General features: G+C 68.2%; 16 protein-coding genes. 4 read left to right on the top strand and 12 right to left on the bottom strand.

The features are described from left to right. Positions 1 to 2 precede the first annotated feature (2 nt). The 10 genes from IPL40_16160 to IPL40_16115 all read right to left on the bottom strand — a co-directional run bounded on the left by IPL40_16160 (position 3) and on the right by IPL40_16115 (position 8,356). Positions 3 to 1,469: an NADH-quinone oxidoreductase subunit M gene (locus IPL40_16160; protein MBK8482672.1), complete on the bottom strand. Its 1,467-nt coding sequence runs from the start codon at positions 1,467 to 1,469 to the stop codon at positions 3 to 5. A gap of 6 nt (positions 1,470 to 1,475) precedes the next feature. After that, positions 1,476 to 3,362: an NADH-quinone oxidoreductase subunit L gene (locus tag IPL40_16155; protein ID MBK8482671.1), complete on the bottom strand. Its 1,887-nt coding sequence runs from the start codon at positions 3,360 to 3,362 to the stop codon at positions 1,476 to 1,478. Between the two features lie 2 nt (positions 3,363 to 3,364). Further along, complete coding sequence (gene nuoK / locus IPL40_16150; GenBank protein MBK8482670.1) at positions 3,365 to 3,670, bottom strand: NADH-quinone oxidoreductase subunit NuoK; 306 nt, start codon at positions 3,668 to 3,670, stop codon at positions 3,365 to 3,367. After that, positions 3,667 to 4,176: an NADH-quinone oxidoreductase subunit J gene (locus tag IPL40_16145; GenBank protein ID MBK8482669.1), complete on the bottom strand. Its 510-nt coding sequence runs from the start codon at positions 4,174 to 4,176 to the stop codon at positions 3,667 to 3,669. The genes nuoK and IPL40_16145 overlap by 4 nt, the downstream gene beginning before the upstream one ends. Further along, positions 4,173 to 4,706, bottom strand: coding sequence for an NADH-quinone oxidoreductase subunit I (locus IPL40_16140; GenBank protein ID MBK8482668.1), 534 nt, complete (start codon positions 4,704 to 4,706; stop codon positions 4,173 to 4,175). The genes IPL40_16145 and IPL40_16140 overlap by 4 nt, the downstream gene beginning before the upstream one ends. Beyond that, entirely contained in the window at positions 4,703 to 5,686 is a 984-nt protein-coding gene (gene nuoH, locus IPL40_16135) for an NADH-quinone oxidoreductase subunit NuoH (GenBank protein MBK8482667.1), read from the bottom strand. Before nuoH ends, IPL40_16140 begins: the two co-directional genes overlap by 4 nt. Then, positions 5,683 to 6,825 (bottom strand): NADH-quinone oxidoreductase subunit D, encoded by a 1,143-nt coding sequence (locus tag IPL40_16130; GenBank protein ID MBK8482666.1) that lies wholly within the window; start codon positions 6,823 to 6,825, stop codon positions 5,683 to 5,685. Before IPL40_16130 ends, nuoH begins: the two co-directional genes overlap by 4 nt. Further along, positions 6,818 to 7,255 (bottom strand): NADH-quinone oxidoreductase subunit C, encoded by a 438-nt coding sequence (locus IPL40_16125; protein ID MBK8482665.1) that lies wholly within the window; start codon positions 7,253 to 7,255, stop codon positions 6,818 to 6,820. The genes IPL40_16130 and IPL40_16125 overlap by 8 nt, the downstream gene beginning before the upstream one ends. A 169-nt stretch (positions 7,256 to 7,424) precedes the next feature. Then, positions 7,425 to 7,901 carry an NADH-quinone oxidoreductase subunit NuoB gene (gene nuoB / locus IPL40_16120; protein MBK8482664.1) on the bottom strand — a complete coding sequence of 159 codons (477 nt, stop codon included), beginning with the start codon at positions 7,899 to 7,901 and terminating at the stop codon, positions 7,425 to 7,427. Positions 7,902 to 7,987: 86 nt separating this feature from the next. Then, positions 7,988 to 8,356 (bottom strand): NADH-quinone oxidoreductase subunit A, encoded by a 369-nt coding sequence (locus tag IPL40_16115; protein MBK8482663.1) that lies wholly within the window; start codon positions 8,354 to 8,356, stop codon positions 7,988 to 7,990. Positions 8,357 to 8,853: 497 nt separating this feature from the next. Between IPL40_16115 and IPL40_16110 the strand changes: the two genes are divergently transcribed. The 4 genes from IPL40_16110 (at position 8,854) to IPL40_16095 (ending at position 14,157) form a co-directional block, all read left to right on the top strand. Then, the gene (locus tag IPL40_16110; protein ID MBK8482662.1) at positions 8,854 to 9,978 is read left to right on the top strand and encodes a S1 family peptidase; all 1,125 of its coding nucleotides are present in this window, start codon (positions 8,854 to 8,856) and stop codon (positions 9,976 to 9,978) included. A gap of 166 nt (positions 9,979 to 10,144) precedes the next feature. After that, on the top strand, positions 10,145 to 10,522 hold the full coding sequence (locus IPL40_16105; protein MBK8482661.1) for an STAS domain-containing protein: 378 nt from the start codon (positions 10,145 to 10,147) through the stop codon (positions 10,520 to 10,522). After that, positions 10,519 to 12,984, top strand: coding sequence for a glycogen/starch/alpha-glucan phosphorylase (locus tag IPL40_16100; GenBank protein MBK8482660.1), 2,466 nt, complete (start codon positions 10,519 to 10,521; stop codon positions 12,982 to 12,984). The genes IPL40_16105 and IPL40_16100 overlap by 4 nt, the downstream gene beginning before the upstream one ends. A gap of 3 nt (positions 12,985 to 12,987) precedes the next feature. Further along, positions 12,988 to 14,157, top strand: a complete 1,170-nt coding sequence (locus IPL40_16095; GenBank protein MBK8482659.1) for a membrane dipeptidase — start codon at positions 12,988 to 12,990, stop codon at positions 14,155 to 14,157. On the opposite strand, the gene nth is transcribed toward IPL40_16095, so the two are convergent. Together nth and IPL40_16085 are read right to left on the bottom strand one after the other, a co-directional pair. Further along, entirely contained in the window at positions 14,057 to 14,776 is a 720-nt protein-coding gene (gene nth / locus IPL40_16090) for an endonuclease III (protein MBK8482658.1), read from the bottom strand. The two genes, IPL40_16095 and nth, sit on opposite strands and share 101 nt — an antisense overlap. 50 nt (positions 14,777 to 14,826) lie before the next feature. Continuing rightward, the gene (locus IPL40_16085; protein MBK8482657.1) at positions 14,827 to 15,306 is read right to left on the bottom strand and encodes an AI-2E family transporter; all 480 of its coding nucleotides are present in this window, start codon (positions 15,304 to 15,306) and stop codon (positions 14,827 to 14,829) included. Positions 15,307 to 15,606: the final 300 nt, after the last annotated feature.

Here is a 15,606-nt window from a genome sequence, read left to right as displayed (position 1 = left end):
GCCTATCGGCCCCCCGCCAGCGCGGCCGTCGAGCTCGCGATCAAATCGAGCGCGATGCCGGGGAAGAAGCCGAAGAACACCAGCACCCCCACCAGGAGCGCGCGCGGCGTCGCCAGCCATGGCGTGATCTCGCGCAGCTGCGCCCAGCGTGGATTGGCCGGCCCAAAGAACGCCTCGCGAAAAACCCGCAGCATGAAGAGCGCCGAGACGATCAGCGCGACGATCGCTAGTACGCCGAGGGCCGGGAAGCGCTGCAGGGCGCCGATGAACACCAGCAGCTCGGCCCAGAAGCTGGCGAAGCCCGGCACGCCCATGCCGCAGAGGCCGGCGATGATGAAGAAGCTCGACGCCACCGGAACCTGCCGTGCGAGCCCGCCAAAGGCGTCGATCGCTCGACAATGCGCCTGGTCGTAGATGAAGCCCACGGCGCTGAAAAAGAGCGCCGTCATCACTCCATGCGCGAACATCTGAAGCACCGCGCCATTGAGGCCATCGCGCGTCAGCAGATTGAGCCCGAGCAGGACGATGCCCATATGCGAGACGCTGGAGAAGCCAATCACGAACTTGAAGTCGCGCTGCTGCAGCGCCACCAGCGCGCCGTAGACGATGTTGACGGTGGCCAGCGCGGCGAAGGGCCCCGCCCAATAGCGCGCGCCGAGTGGCAGCAGCTCGATGCCGACCCGCAGAATGCCGAAGGCGCCCAGCTTCATCAGCACGCCGGCGTGCAGCATCGAAACCGCCGTGGGCGCGGCGACGTGGCCCGTGGGCGACCAGCCATGCAAGGGAAACATGCCGGCGAGCACGCCGAAGCCGAGATAGACGAAGGGATAGAGGGCGATCTGGTAACGCTCGGGGAAGGCGAAGGCCGCCAGCTCGGGCAGGCTCCACGTTGTGCCCCCGGCGGTCCAGTAGATCGAGAGCAGCGCGGGAAAGAGAAGCGCCGACCCCGCCAGCAGGAAGAGCGTCAGCTTCATCGCCGCGTACTCTTTGCGCGTGCTGCCCCAGATCGCGATCAGCGGATACATCGGCAGCAGGGCCACCTCGTAGAAGAAGAAGAAGAAGAAGAGATCCAGCGATGCGAAGACGCCAAAGACCCCGATGACGAGCATCAGCATGAAGGCGAAGTACTCCTTCACCCGCTCCTGCAGCGTCGACATCGAGAGACAACCGGTGAAGAAGACGATCGCGTTGAGCAGCGTCATCAGCACGCCGATGCCGTCGACCCCGAGGTGATAGCTGACGCCGAAACTCGGAATCCACGGCACGCGCTCGACGAGCTGGAAGCGCGGCCCGGCCGCGTCAAAGCGCGCCCAGATGGTCAAGGCCAAGCCGACGGTGACCAAGCCCGAGAGGCTGGACACGACCTTGATCGCACGCGCACAGCGCGCGGGCAGCACCAAAACCACCAGCAACGCCACGAGTGGGCTGAGCACGATCGCGCTGAGCAAGGGAACTCGATCCATCACCATCGCCTCTTAGAGCGCACCGATGAGATAGCAGGCGACGGCCAGCAAGAGCGCCGAGGCGCCGATATAGACCTGCAGGCGGCCGCCCTGTATCGCACTGGCACCGCGACCGCCGGCGACGGTTCCGCGCGCCATACCGTCGACCGCGCCGTCCAGCCCGCGCGACTCGACCAGCGCGCAAAGCCGAGAAATACCGCTCAGGAGCCGCGCCACCAGCGCAGCGTAGAGCGCGTCGAGGTACCAGCGGTGCGAGAAGAGCGCGTGTAGCGCCGGCACCCGCGCGACAAAGCCCCGCTGCGCCGCACCCCGCCGGCCAAACTCGATCCAGGCCAGGCCGATTCCTGCCAGCGCCAGCGCGATCGCGAGCAGCATTTCGAGGGCGTGCGGACGCTCCGGCGCCACACCCGCCAGGCGCCCGATATAGGCCCCGCCCCATCCCGCGCCAGCCGCCAACACCGTCAAGACGACGATTGGAACGCGCATCACGGCCCCGGCCCAGCCGGGGCTCGCGTGCTCGTCATGCGCAACGTGCGCGGCGCCCGGCGCTCCGGCGTGGCGCTCGTCGGGCGCCGTCGCCGCGGCGCTCGCGTCCTGCGGACGCAGCACGAGGAAGACCATGCGGAAGCTGTAGTAGGCGGTGAGGAAGCTAGCCAGATAGGCCAGCGCGACGATCGCCGGCGGCTGGTGCAGGGCCAGGGCCCCGAGCACGGCCTCCTTGCTGAAGAAGCCGGCGAGCGGCGGCACGCCCGCCAGCGCGCCGGCACCGATGACGAGCCCCAGCGTCGTCCAGCGCTGCTTCCGCCCGCCGGCACGGCCAATCGCCACCAGGTCGTTGGAGCCGCAGTGGTGGATATAGGATCCCGCACAGAGAAAGAGCAGGGCCTTGAAGAAGGCGTGGGTCACCAGGTGAAAGAGGCCGGCGTGCAGGCTGCCAACCGCCAGCCCCATCAGCATGAAGCCGAGCTGCGAGATCGACGAGAAGGCCAGGACGCGCTTGATGTCGCGCTCGACCAAGGCCATCGTCGCGGCGAGCAACGCCGTGCCCAGCGCCACGCCGAGCACGATCCGAGCGACGTAGTCGACGGCCATGAAGAGCGGATGGAAGCGCGCAAAGAGGTAGACACCGGCGGCGACCATCGTCGCCGAGTGCAGCAGCGCGCTGACCGGGGTCGGACCCTCCATCGCGTCGGGCAGCCAGGTGTGCAGCGGAAACTGCGCGCTCTTGCCGACGACGCCGGCGAAGAAGAGCAGCGCGATCAGCGCCAGGCGCGACTGCGGAAGCTGCCCGAGCAGCTGCGGGTCGCTGAGCTCGCGGACGTCGAGCGTCCCGGTGGCGTTGAAGAGCATGATCATGCCGATCATCAGGCCCACGTCGCCGATCCGGGTCATGATGAAGGCCTTGCGCGCCGCCGCCGCGGCCGCCGGCTTCTCGTACCAGAACCCGATCAGGAGGAACGAGGCCAGGCCGACCAGCTCCCAGAAGATAAACATCTGGAGCAAATTGGCCGAGAAGACGAACGAGAGCATCGACCAGCTGAAGAGCCCCAGCAGCGCGAAGTAGCGGCTCCAACCCCGATCACCAGCCATGTAACCAAGCGAGTAGACGCTGACCGCCAAGGCGACCAGGGCCACCACCGCGCCGAAGAGCAGGTTGGGCCCGTCGAGCAGCAGCCCGAAGGCGATCGGCCCGCGCTCGGCGTCGAACCAGCGCAGCAGCTGCGGCGCAGCCGCGGGGCCGTCCCTGAGCAACCATAGCGCGCCGCCGCATGAGATCGCGCCAGCCCCCACCACCGTCGCGGCCGCCAGCCGTCGCTGGCGCGGCAGCACGACGAGCGCCAGCACGAAGGCAGCCAGCGGCGCCGTGGTCACCAACAGGGCAATCGCCGTCGGGCTCATGCTCAACCCCTCAGCCCGTTCAGCCGCTCGATATCCACCGAACGGCGCCGACGATAGAGCGCGACAATGATCGAGAGCGCAAGCGCCACCTCGGCCGCCGCCAGGCCAATGATGAAGAGCACGATCACCTGTCCTGTCACAGCGTCGCCGACGCCCGCCCGCGCGAAGGCCAGCAGGTTGAGGCTCGCGGCGTTGAGCATCAGTTCCAGCCCGACGAGCACGCCGATCAGGTGACGGCGCGCGAGCACGCCATAGAGCCCGATGCAGAACAGGGCCAGCGCCAGCAGCAACAGCGTCTGCAAGGTCATTGCCGCGGCTCCTTGCGGGCGATGATGATCGCGCCAACGATCGCGAGCAGCAGCACCAAGGAGAGCGCCTCGAAGACGACGTTGTAGTGCTGGAGCAGCGCGCGTCCCAGCGCCGCGACGGACCAGTCGTCCCCGCCCAAACGCCGGACCCAGCGCGCGCGCACCAGGGTCGGGGCCAGCGCCACGAACACACCCAGCGCCGCCGCCCCCGCGAGGCCCCGTCGCCGCCATGCGGCGGCTCGCGGCTGCTCCCGCAGCGCGAAGGCGAACATGACCGCGAAGACCATCGCAACGCTGATGCCGCCCACGTAGATCAGGACCTGCATCGCCGCCACGAAGGGGCTGCCAAGGCTGAGGAAGAGCAGCGCGACGCCGATCAGGCTCAGCGCCAGGCTGAAGATCGCGTGGAGAATATTGGGCAACGAGACCGCCAGCGCGGCCCCGACCAGCGCCAGCGCCGCGAAGATCCAGGCGGTCGGGCCGACCAAAGCCACTGTCTCACTCATCGCGCCGCCTCATCGCCCATCTTGGGTTCCGCGCTGGCCCCTGCCGGGGCAGCGCCAGAGCTCGCCGCGGCGCGCGCCTGCTCCAGCCAGCTGGCCTCGCCCGCGCGAAAGGGCACGAGCAGGTCGTAGACGAACTGGTCGCGCCGGTAGCCGACATCGTCGTAGCCCCGCGAGTAGGTCAGCGTGTCGGTCGGACAGACGTCGATGCAGAGGCCGCAGAGGCTGCAGAGCGCATAGTCGACCTTGAAGACGGTGGCTCGCTTGCGCTTCAGACCCTCGGGCTTGTCGCCCTCCACCTTCATGCAGGCCGAGGGGCAGATATTGACGCACTGCATGCACGCCACGCAGTCGTGGGAGTCCGCCTCGGGAAAGCGCACGAGCGCGATGGCGCCGCGGAAGGCGGCGGTCATCTCCGGCCTTCGATGCGGATAGGTCTCGGTCACGGGCCGCCGGAAGAGGTTGCGCAGGGTCACGCCCAACCCGAGCACGAGCGACCAGGCGCCGCGTAGCAACCGCCAAAGCAGGCTCATCGCCACACCTTGATCACCACCGCGGTGGCCAGCAGGTTGACGATCGCCAGCGGGATCAGCACGCCCCAGGCGAAGCTCATCAGCTGGTCGAAGCGCAGGCGCGGAAAGGTCCAGCGCAGCCACATCATCACCAGCAGCAGCAGGTAGACCTTGGCGAAGAACCAGACCCAGCCGGGCAAGGGCAGCCAGGCCGGGCCGACATAGCCGCCGAGGAAGAGGGTCGCGGCGATCATGCAGACGATCGTCATGTTGGTGTATTCGGCGAGAAAGAAGAGCGCGAATCGCATCCCTGAGTATTCGGTATGGAACCCGGCGACCAGCTCGCTCTCCGCCTCCGGGATGTCGAAGGGCGCGCGATTGGTCTCGGCCACGGCAGCGATGAAGTAGATCGCGAAGCCGACCGGCTGCAGCAGGACGAACCATAGCTGGTGCTGGGCCTCGACGATCTGCCGCAGGCTGATGCTTCGCGCCAGCAACACGACGGGCAGCGTCGAGAGGATCAACGGGATCTCGTAGGCGATATTCTGGGCCACCGCGCGCATCGCTCCGAGCAGAGCGTACTTATTGTTGGAGCCCCAGCCCGCCATGAAGATCCCGAGGAAGCCGAGGCCCGCCAGCGCGAAGAGCAGCACCAAGCCGATGTTGAAGTCATGGAGCTGCAGCCGCTGGTCGAAGGGAAAGAGCGAGATTCCGGCCAACACCGGCACGAAGACCACCACGGGCGCGAGATGATAGAGCGGAGCATCGACGTGCCGCGGCGTGATCAGCTGCTTGGCCAAGAGCTTGACGACGTCGGCGACCGACTGCAGCAACCCGGCCCAGCCGACCTCGGTCGGACCGAGCCGGCGCTGGAAGCGCGCCGAGACCTTCCGCTCGAGCCAAACGAGGAGCATGCCGTTGAAGGCGACATAGGCCATCAGCGCGGCGCCCGTCAGCACGGTGATCAGCGCCCGATGTGGCCACGGCCCGTCGAGACTCATCGGTCGACCTCGGGGAGCACGACGTCGACGCTGCCGAGGATGGCCACCGTATCGGCGATCATCGTGCCTTTGAGCACAGCCGGAAGGGCCGAGAGGTTAGAGAACGAGGGCGTGCGCAGCTTGAGACGCAGGGGCTGCTCGCTCCCGTCGCTGACAATATAGATGCCGAAGTGGCCGCGCGCCGACTCGACGGCGAAGTACGACTCGCCGGCGTCGGGCTTGAAGCGCTTCTTCGGCTTCTCCGGCATCACGGGGCCGGTGGGCAGCACGGCGATCGCCTGCTCGATGATGCGACAGGACTGTTCCATCTCGGCCAAGCGCACCTGGTAGCGCGCGAAGATATCACCGGCGCTCTGCGTCGGGATCTCGAAGCTGAAGCGCGAATAAATGCCGTAGGGCTCCGCGCGCCGCAGATCGTAGGGGACCCCGCAGGCGCGCAAACAGGGGCCGGTTACGCCGTAGCGCAAGGCCGTCTGCTGATCGATCAACCCGACGCCCTCGCAGCGGTGACGGAAGATCACGTTGTCGCTGACGAGATCATGGTATTCGGGCATCCGCCCGCGTAGGCGCGCGAGGAAGGCCAGGGTCTGCTCGACGAAGCGTGGGTCGATGTCCTGGGTCACGCCACCAAAACGACCATAGCTATAGGTCAAGCGCGATCCCGTCACGCGCTCGAGGATCGCCAGGATCTCCTCGCGGTCGTCGAAGGCGTAGAGGAAGGGGGTCACGCCGCCGAGGTCGAGGAGAAAGGTTCCGAACCACAGCAGGTGGCTGCTGATGCGGTTGAGCTCGCTGGCGATCACGCGAATGTGCTCGGCGCGCTCCGGCACCTCGATGCCCAGCAGGCGCTCCATCGCCTGGCAATAGGCCAGGTTGTAGATCATGCCGCTCAGGTAGTCGACGCGCGAGCTGTTGGGCAAGAACATCAAGTAATTGCGATTCTCAGCCATCTTCTCGTGCGCGCGATGCGCGTAGCCGATCACCGGTTCGGCGTCGAGGAGCTCCTCGCCCCGCATATGCAGGAGCAGTCGCAGCACGCCGTGCATGCTCGGATGCTGCGGACCCATGTTGAGGTAGTAGCTATCGCCGTCGTCGCCAGCCTCGAGCCGTGGCGTGGACGCCTGCCAGAGCTCATCCATCGGCGCCTCCGGCGCGGGCGGCCTCGCCCGCCGGCACAGCGTCGATGCGACCGAAGTCCTTCAGCAGCGGGTGGAAGTCGGCGTCCTCGGGCAGCAGCAGGCGCTTGAGCTGCGGGTGACCAGCGAAGCGCAGGCCGAACATGTCGAAGACCTCGCGCTCGAGCCAATTCGCCGCCGGATACGTTGCAGACAAGCTCGGCGCCTCGATCGGCAGGGGCCCCGCCTCCCTTTCACTCGCGCCGCCACCGCTCTCGACCGGCGCCGCTGCCCCCTTTTTCGCCCGCGGCGCCTTGGCGGCGGGCCCGCTCCAGGGCCGCGTGGCCGCCAGCTCAGCGTGCAGCCGCCAGCGGTCGGTCGCGGCGAAGCAATTGAAGGTGTAGACCAGGCGCATGCGGCCTTCGTGCTGCCGTAGATCGAGGCAGGTCAGCATTTCCAAGAAATAGCCCGCCCGCGCGAAGACCTCGGCGATGCGGGGCAGCGCCTCGACGCTGACGGCATAGCAGTGTGCAAAGCCGGAGGTTGCCCCCTCCAGGGCGGCAAGGCGCGCACCGAGCCCGCCCCCGGCCTCCAACGCCGCCAACAGCCGCGCTCCAGCGCCTTCAGCCACGGAACTTGCTCCCAGCCTTGATCTTCTCTTGCAGCTTCAGAATGCCCGCGATCAACGCCTCGGGCCGCGGCGGACAGCCCGGGATGTAGACGTCGACCGGCACCAGCGCGTCGGCCCCCTCGTGAATCGCATACTGATTGGGGTACTTGAAGGGGCCGCCGTCGATCGTGCAGCCACCCATCGCGATCGCCCATTTGGGTGCCGGCATCTGATCCCAGAGCGCCTTGATCACCGGGCCCATCTTGCGCGAGATGGTCCCGGCGAAGATCATCACGTCGGCCTGGCGCGCGCTCGGCCGAAAGACGCCCGCCCCGAAGCGGTCGAGATCGTACTTCGAGGCGCCGGCGGCCATCATCTCGATCGCACAGCACGCCAAACCGAAGGTCAGCGGCCAGAGCGAGTTGGCGCGGGCCGCGTTGAGGAGCTCATCGAGCCGCTGGAAGCGCACGTAGGGCGCCGCCTCACGCATCAACCGCGCCTCGTCCTCCGCGCCGCGGATCAGCGGCACCCCGCCCGCCACCGCTGGCGTTTTCCCCTGCGGCTGCTCCGTCGGCTTCAACGCCACTCAAACACTCCTTTGCGCCAGGCGAAGACGATCGCCAGCGAGAGGATGCCGAGGAATAACGCGATCTCGATCAGGTCCCGCCAGCCGAATCCGGGCTCGCCGAAGACCAGCGCGACCGGGAAGAGATAGAGGATATCCACCTCAAAGGCGACGAAGATCAGCGCGAAGAGATAGAACGCGATGCTGAAGCGGGTCCAGGCCGTCCCGATCGTGTCGACGCCGCATTCGTAGGTCTCGAGGGTCTTCAGCCCGCCGTAGCGCGGCGTGATCAACTTGGGCAGCACCAGCGGCACGACGGCCATCGCGATGGCGAAGAGCAGCAGCCCGCCGAGCAAGGCGTACTCACGAGCTTCTTGCATCGCGGCCCTCCACGAACGACCAACAACCCTGACGCGCTCCCCTGCCCCGCACGACGGCGGACAGACGGCCGACGGCACCGTCGGGGCAGGGGAGCCACCGCGGTGCCGGCACCCGCACAAGCCACCCGCACAAGCCAGGGTTGGCGCACTTTGCTTCAGGCGCCGGTCCTCGTCAACGGTCCAAACGGGGCTACCGATCGATCACGCTGGGGTCGTCGGACCCCTGGCCCGGATCCCCGAGGCCGCGCCAACGAGACACGCTCCAGTCCCAATTCCGTGGCTTTGGCGCCCTGGGGGGGCGCAAGCGCGCTTGGCACCTGCCTTGCTATTCACCCATCCATTGAACCACCTATTGAACCACCTATCCCACCTATCGAACCACCTATCGAACCACCTATCGAACCACCTATCGACCGATTTATTGACCGAGCTATTGAGGAACTAGACCCACCATGCGGGGCATTGCTCAAATCGTGCGATGCTCGAGTGAGGCAGTCATGCGCGAGCGCAACAACCCGCTCGGGCGCTACGAAGGCCCGGCGCAGGGTCCGGGTCGCGAACCGGCGAAGCGTGAGCACCCCATGTCGACGAGCCACCACCCGCTGCGCCTGCGCTCCGACCGGCCAGCTGGGCGCGCTTCGACCGCGAGCGCCCTCCGGCGCTGCGCCCGCCTCGTCGCACTGCTCCCTGCCCTGCTCACCGGCGCCTGCGGCCCCGCCGCTGGCGACCCCGCCAACGAGCTTCCCTTGCCCGCCAGCAGCGATCGGGTCGAGGGCGTCGCCTCCCGCGCGCAGGCGATCGTCGGCGGTGACGTTACGGACGCCTACCCCGCCGTCGGCAAGCTCAAGGCCACGGGCGTCACCGCCCTCTGCACGGCCACCCTCGTCGGCCGCCAGACGATCCTGACGGCGGCCCACTGCGTCTTCGACTATCAACACCAGACGCTAGCGACGGCCGTCACCTTCACCCTCGAGGGAAGGGCGGGCGCGCCTGGAGCCACCTTCCGCGGCCTCGGCGTCAAGGTCCACCCGCTCTACGTCGCCAACGACCGCCTCACAATCCACGATGTCGCCGTCGTCAAGCTCGACGGTCCGCCCGCGGTCGCGCCGATCACCGTCTCCGTCACGGTGCCCCCGGCCCTGGAAACGATCGAGGTCGTGGGGTACGGGGTCACGGCGCCGGAGACGACCCCGGACGGCCAGCTGCGGGTGACGCGCGGGGCCGTCGGGCCGTTGATGCCGACCTATTTCGACCTCTCCGCCACCGGCGAAGGCAGCTTCTGCCACGGCGACTCGGGCGGACCTGCCTTCGCCGACGGCGCACACCTGCTGCAGATCGGCATTCACTCGCACCTCACCGGGGGCACCGGCGTCAAGTGCAGCGGCCGCGGGCGTGACATGCGCGTCGATGCCTATGCGCAGTGGATTCAGCAGGCCGCCGACGGTGACGTAGCGCTGGCAGATGTGACCTCCAAAGAGCTGATCCCTTCGCCCGCCGGCACGGTCCCCGAGGAGTATCCCTTGAGCTGCGACGTCAAGGGAGACCGCGCGCCACCCCCGACGCTCTACCTCGCGCTGGGCGTCGCGCTGCTGCTGCGGCTGAGACGTCGCCGCGGGGCCTGATCGATCTCAGCCCGCGCGCTGCGCCAGCGGGGCGTCGCGCTACCACCTCGCTGCACACCTCGATACACACCCCGCACTGCCGCCCGCTGCCGCTCTGCCACCCCGCGTCGCCGTGACACACCCCTCGCTGTTGCGGTACGCTGGCGCGCATACGGAGTTCTTCGCCATGAACCTGGAATGCCGCGTCGTCCATGACGTCTTGGTCGTCACCTTGCTCGACGGGCGCATCGACTCAGGAAACCTCACCGGCTTCCGCGACGCGCTCGATCCCTTTCTGGCGGGAGGGATCACCAAGGTCGCCATCGAACTGAGTCAGGTCGAGTTCATCGACAGCAGCGGGCTCGGCGCGCTGATCGCCCTCTTCAAGAGGCTGCCCGAGCAGGGCACGCTGGCGATCTGCAACGCGCAGGATCGTGTCCTCAAGCTGCTCAAGCTGACCCGCCTGAACAAGGTGTTCACGCTCTGTGACACCCTCGAGCACTGCCTCGCCGAGCTTGGCCCCGTCTCGGGTGCGACCGGCGGCGCGGCGACGGGCCGGCCATGAGCACGAGGCCGCCCGCCGCTCCAGCCGCGGAGACGCCGAGCGTCGGCGACCTGGAGAGCGCGGTCCGCCGCCACCTACGCTACTCGCTCGGCCAGGACAGCCGCGTGCCCCGGCCCGAGCACCTCTACCGCGCACTGGCCCTGACCGTGCGGGAGCTGGCGATCGAACGCTTGCTGCAGACCGAGCAGCGGCTCGCCGCCGCGGGCGCGAAGCAGGTCTACTACCTCTCGCTCGAGTTCCTAATCGGTCGCTCGCTCGCCAACAACCTGATCAACCTCGGGCTCTACGAAGAAGTGCGCAGCATCGTCGCCGGCTGCGGGCTGCAGCTCGACGACGTGCTCGAGACCGAGCCCGACGCCGCCCTGGGCAACGGCGGCCTCGGGCGGCTGGCCGCCTGCTTCCTCGATTCGCTCGCAACGCTCGGGCTGCCCGGCTTTGGCTACGGGATCAACTACGACTACGGCCTCTTCAAGCAGGAGCTGGACAACGGTTACCAGCGCGAGCGACCCGACCACTGGCTGCGGCAATGGAGCCCTTGGCAGATCGAACGCAGCGAGGAGCTCTGCCTGGTCCCGGTCTACGGGCGGATCGACCACGGCCGCGATCGCGACGGCCGCTACAACCCGATGTGGCTCGACTGGCAGGTGCTCGTCGGCCTGCCCTTCGATATGCCGGTGATCGGCTTCGGCGGGCGAACGGTGAACTACCTGCGACTCTACTCCGCACGCGCCTCGGACGAGTTCGACATGCAGATCTTCAGCCAGGGCGACTATCTGCGCGCCGTGGAGGAGAAGATCCGCTCCGAGACGATCAGCAAGGTCTTGTACCCACCCGACACGGTCCAGGCCGGCAAGGAGCTGCGACTCCTCCAGGAGTACTTCTTCGTCTTTTGCGCGCTGCACGACATCGTCCGCCGCTTCCAGCGGCGCCACACCAGCTTCGAGCGCTTTCCCGATCAGGTGGCGATCCAACTCAACGACACCCATCCCGCGCTGGCGATCACGGAGCTGATGCGCCTGCTGATCGATGAGCACGATCTCGAGTGGGACGCCGCCTGGAAGATCACGCAGCGCACCTTCGGCTACACGAACCATACGCTGCTGCCCGAGGCGCTCGAGCTCTGGCCGGTCACCTTGCTCGAGCGGCTGGTGCCGCGTCATTTGCAGATCGCCTACGAGATCAACCGTCGGTTTCTTGGCCGCGTGGCCGAGCTCTGGCCGCAGGACGCGGGCCTGCTGCGTCGGGTGTCGCTGGTCGAGGAGGGCGAGGAAAAGCAGCTTCGCATGGCCCATCTGGCGCTCGTCGGCAGCCACTCGGTCAACGGCGTGGCCCAGCTCCACAGCAAGCTGCTGCGCGAAACCGTGCTCTCCGACTTCCACCGCATCTGGCCCGAGCGCTTCAACAACAAGACCAACGGTGTCACGCCCCGTCGTTGGCTGCTGCTGGCCAATCCACAGCTCGCCGCGCTGATCACCGAGGCCATCGGTGAGCGGTGGATCACCGACCTCGACGAGCTCCGCCAGCTCGAACCCATGGCGGCGCAGAGCGGCTTCCGCGAGGCCTTTCTGGCGGTCAAGCACGGCAATAAGGTCCGCCTCGCCGCGACGATCGCCGAGACCGCCTGGGTCAAGGTCGATCCGCACTCGCTCTTCGACATCCAGGCCAAACGGATCCACGAGTACAAGCGTCAGTTACTCAACCTGCTGCACGTGGTCTACCGCTACCTGCGGCTGGTCGACGATGGCGACACGCCGGCCGTGCCACGCACGCACATCTTCGCCGGTAAGGCTGCCCCGGGCTATTGGGTCGCCAAGCAGGTGATCAAGTGCATCAACAACGTGGCGCGCCAGGTCAACAAGGACCGGCGTACGCGCGACCTGTTGCGCCTCGTCTTCGTGCCCGACTACCGCGTCTCGCTGGCCGAGCGCATCATTCCCGGCGCCGACCTGAGCGAGCAGATCTCGACGGCCGGGACGGAGGCGTCAGGCACCGGCAACATGAAGTTCGGCATCAACGGCGCGCTGACCATCGGCACGCTCGACGGCGCGAACATCGAGATGTTGGAAGAGGTCGGTCGCGACAACATCTTCATCTTTGGGCAGACGACCGCGGAGCTGGCGACCATGCGCCGCGACCGCAGCTACCGTCCGCGCGACTACTACGAGCGGGACGATCGGATCCGGCGCGTGCTCGACGCGCTGGCCAATGACCGCTTCTCCGCGGACGAGCCGGGCCTGCTGCGTTGGGTCCGCGACGCCCTGCTGGACGGCGGCGACCCCTACTTCCTGCTGGCGGATTTCTCCGCCTACCTCGACGCCCAGGAGCAAGCAGAGCGCCAGTTCGCCGCGCCAGAGCGCTGGGCCGAGGCCGCGATCCTCAACGTTGCGCGGCTGGGGAAGTTCTCCAGCGACCGCACCGTGCTCGAGTACGCTCGCGATATCTGGGGTATCGAGGCCGTCTAGGGCATGGGCGCGATCAGCGATGCCGACGCCGCGCGGCTCGAGCTCAGCCCGGCCGCGCGCGCGATCCACGAGGCAAGCATCGTCGTCGACCTGCACGTCGATTGCCTGATCCAGCACGCGCTCTTCGGCTACGACCTCGCCGCGGAGCACGATCCGGATCGCGCCGCCGGACCGCATCGCTGGCGCTTCGCGCTCCCCCGCGCGCTCGCGCGCCTGACCAGCGCCGGCCACCGCCCGCTCTATCACCACGCCGACCTGCCGCGCCTCCGCCGTGGCGGCTACAACTGCGCCGCGCTGACGCTGCACTATTGGCCTTGGGCCAGCGAGGGCGCGTGGCGCAGCATCAATCGCCAACTCGACTATGTCGAAGCGCTGCTGGCCCGTGATCCGCTGCTCACGCTCGTCCGGTCGCCGGCCGACCTGCACCGCGCGGCCGCCCGCGGCGAGCTCGGGATCTTCCTCGGGGTCGAGGGCTTGCACTGCCTCGGGCGCGGCGGTCGGCGCTCGACGCAGCGGCGCCTCGAGCGCCTGGCGCAGCTACGCGCCCGCGGCGTGGCCTATGTCACGCTGGCCCACCTGCGCGGCAATGACGCCGCGCGCAATGGCTTTGGCCTAGGGGGCGATCCGCAAGCGGGGCTGAGCGACTTCGGCCGTGAGGTCGTGCGCGCGATGAACGCGCTCGGTCTGGTGATCGACGTCGCGCACGTCAGCCGACAGGGTGTGCTCGAGGTTTGCGCGCTCAGCCGGCGACCGGTGATCGCTAGCCATACGGCGCTGCTCGGCGCGGCACCGGGGCGCAAGGACGCGCTGCGCGCCCGCCTGCTCGACGACGACGGCCTGCAAGCCGTGGCCGACACCGACGGCGCGATTGGGCTGATGCTCTGTCCCCGCTTCCTCAGCGGCGAGGACGCGGGTGGACTCGATCAGGTTGTGCGACAGCTCGAGTATGGCAGCGCGCGGCTGGCGCACAGAGGGGGTGACGCGCTGCGCTTTTTTGCGCTCGGCTCGGATTTCGACGGCTGGATCCCGGGGATCCCGCGTGAGCTGAGGGACGCGGCCGACCTGCCGCTACTCAGCGCTGCGCTGCAGGCGAGCGGCCTTTCCTCGGCGCAATGCGCTCAGTTTTGGGGCGAGAGCTTCCTGCGCGTTTGGGCTGCGGTGCTGGCGTGCTGAGCGCCGCCCAGGCACAGATCGGGCAGCCCTCGCCGTCGTGCCCCCGAGCGGGGCAGCGCTCACGCCCGAAATAGATCAGCTGGAGGTGCCGACGCCGCCAGGTCTCGCGCGGAAAGAGGCCTTTGAGATCGAGCTCCGTCTGCTTGACGCTCTTGCCGCTAGAGAGGCCCCAGCGCGCCGCCAGCCGGTGAATATGAGTATCCACCGGGAAGGCCGGCACACCGAAGGCCTGGCTGACGACCGCCGAGGCTGTCTTGTGACCGACGCCCGGCAGCGCCTCGAGCGCCTCGAGCTCGCGCGGGATTGCGCTGCCATGGCGCTCGACGAGCAGGCGACCAAGCGCCTGCAGGTGCCGAGCCTTGGTCGGCGCCAGCCCGACCGTGCGAATCAGAGCGTGGATTTCCTCTACCGTGAGCGCGGCCAAGGCCGCCGGCGTAGCGGCGCGGGCGAAGAGCGCCGGCGTCACCTCGTTGACCTTCTTGTCGGTCGTCTGCGCGCTGAGCAGGACAGCGACGAGGAGCGTGAAGGGATCGCGATGGTCGAGCGGAATCGGCGGATTCGGGTAGAGTTCGTCGAGCAGACGACCGATGCGCACGGCCTTGGCGGCAAGCGAATCCATGGCTGACTGCTCTCCTCGACCGCAGCGCGGGGGCGCTGGGCCTCAAGCGCTCAGAGCGCGTCCGCCCGCTCGGGCGCGTCCGCCGACTGCGACGGGTCGAAGAAGCAACTGCGACGGTATGCGACGAGCGCACGCTTGACGACCACCGCCGTCACCGCCGCCACCGGAACGGCGACCAGCACGCCAAAGAAGCCGAAGAGTCGCCCGCCGACCAGCAAGGCAAACAGGACGCCGACTGGTCCCAGTCCGACACGCTTGCCGACGATTCGCGGCGTGAGCCAGAGCCCGTCGAGGAGCTGAGCACAGCCGAAGACCACGAGCACGCCGACGACCTGGCCCAGTCCCTGCGACTCCAGCACCGCGACCATCAGGGCCAGCGCGAGTCCCACCCCGAAGCCGACGTAGGGGATGAAGGCGAAGAGCCCCGCCACCGCTCCGATCGCCAAGGGCGCGGTAATGCCGACGAGCGCCAAGCCGCTGACGTAAACCACCGTCGCCTGAGCATCACGCCGACCTGGCCGCGCACCCACGCAGCCAACACGCGATCGATCTCCGTCGTCAACTCGTCCGCGACGGTCCGGTGACGAGGCGGAATCAGCGCGCGCAACTCCGCACCCAGCGCCGGGAAGCTCGGCAGCAGGTAGAAGGTGAAGACCGGCACGAGGAGCAGCGAGAGCGCCGCGGCGACGGCAGCCGCAGTGCCGGCGAGCGCGGAGGTCAGCCAGCCGCCCGCGGCGCCAGCCACGCGCGCGCCGAGCGCATCGAGGTCGCCGCCAGCGCGCGCAACCAGCGCCCCGAGCGTGTCGGGCAAGGCGACATGGAACGTCCGC

It is taken from the genome of Pseudomonadota bacterium (genome assembly GCA_016711215.1).
Classification (GTDB): Bacteria; Myxococcota_A; Polyangia.
The sequence above is the reverse complement of the archived record's forward strand: the minus strand, read 5'-3'. Positions and strand labels throughout refer to the sequence as shown.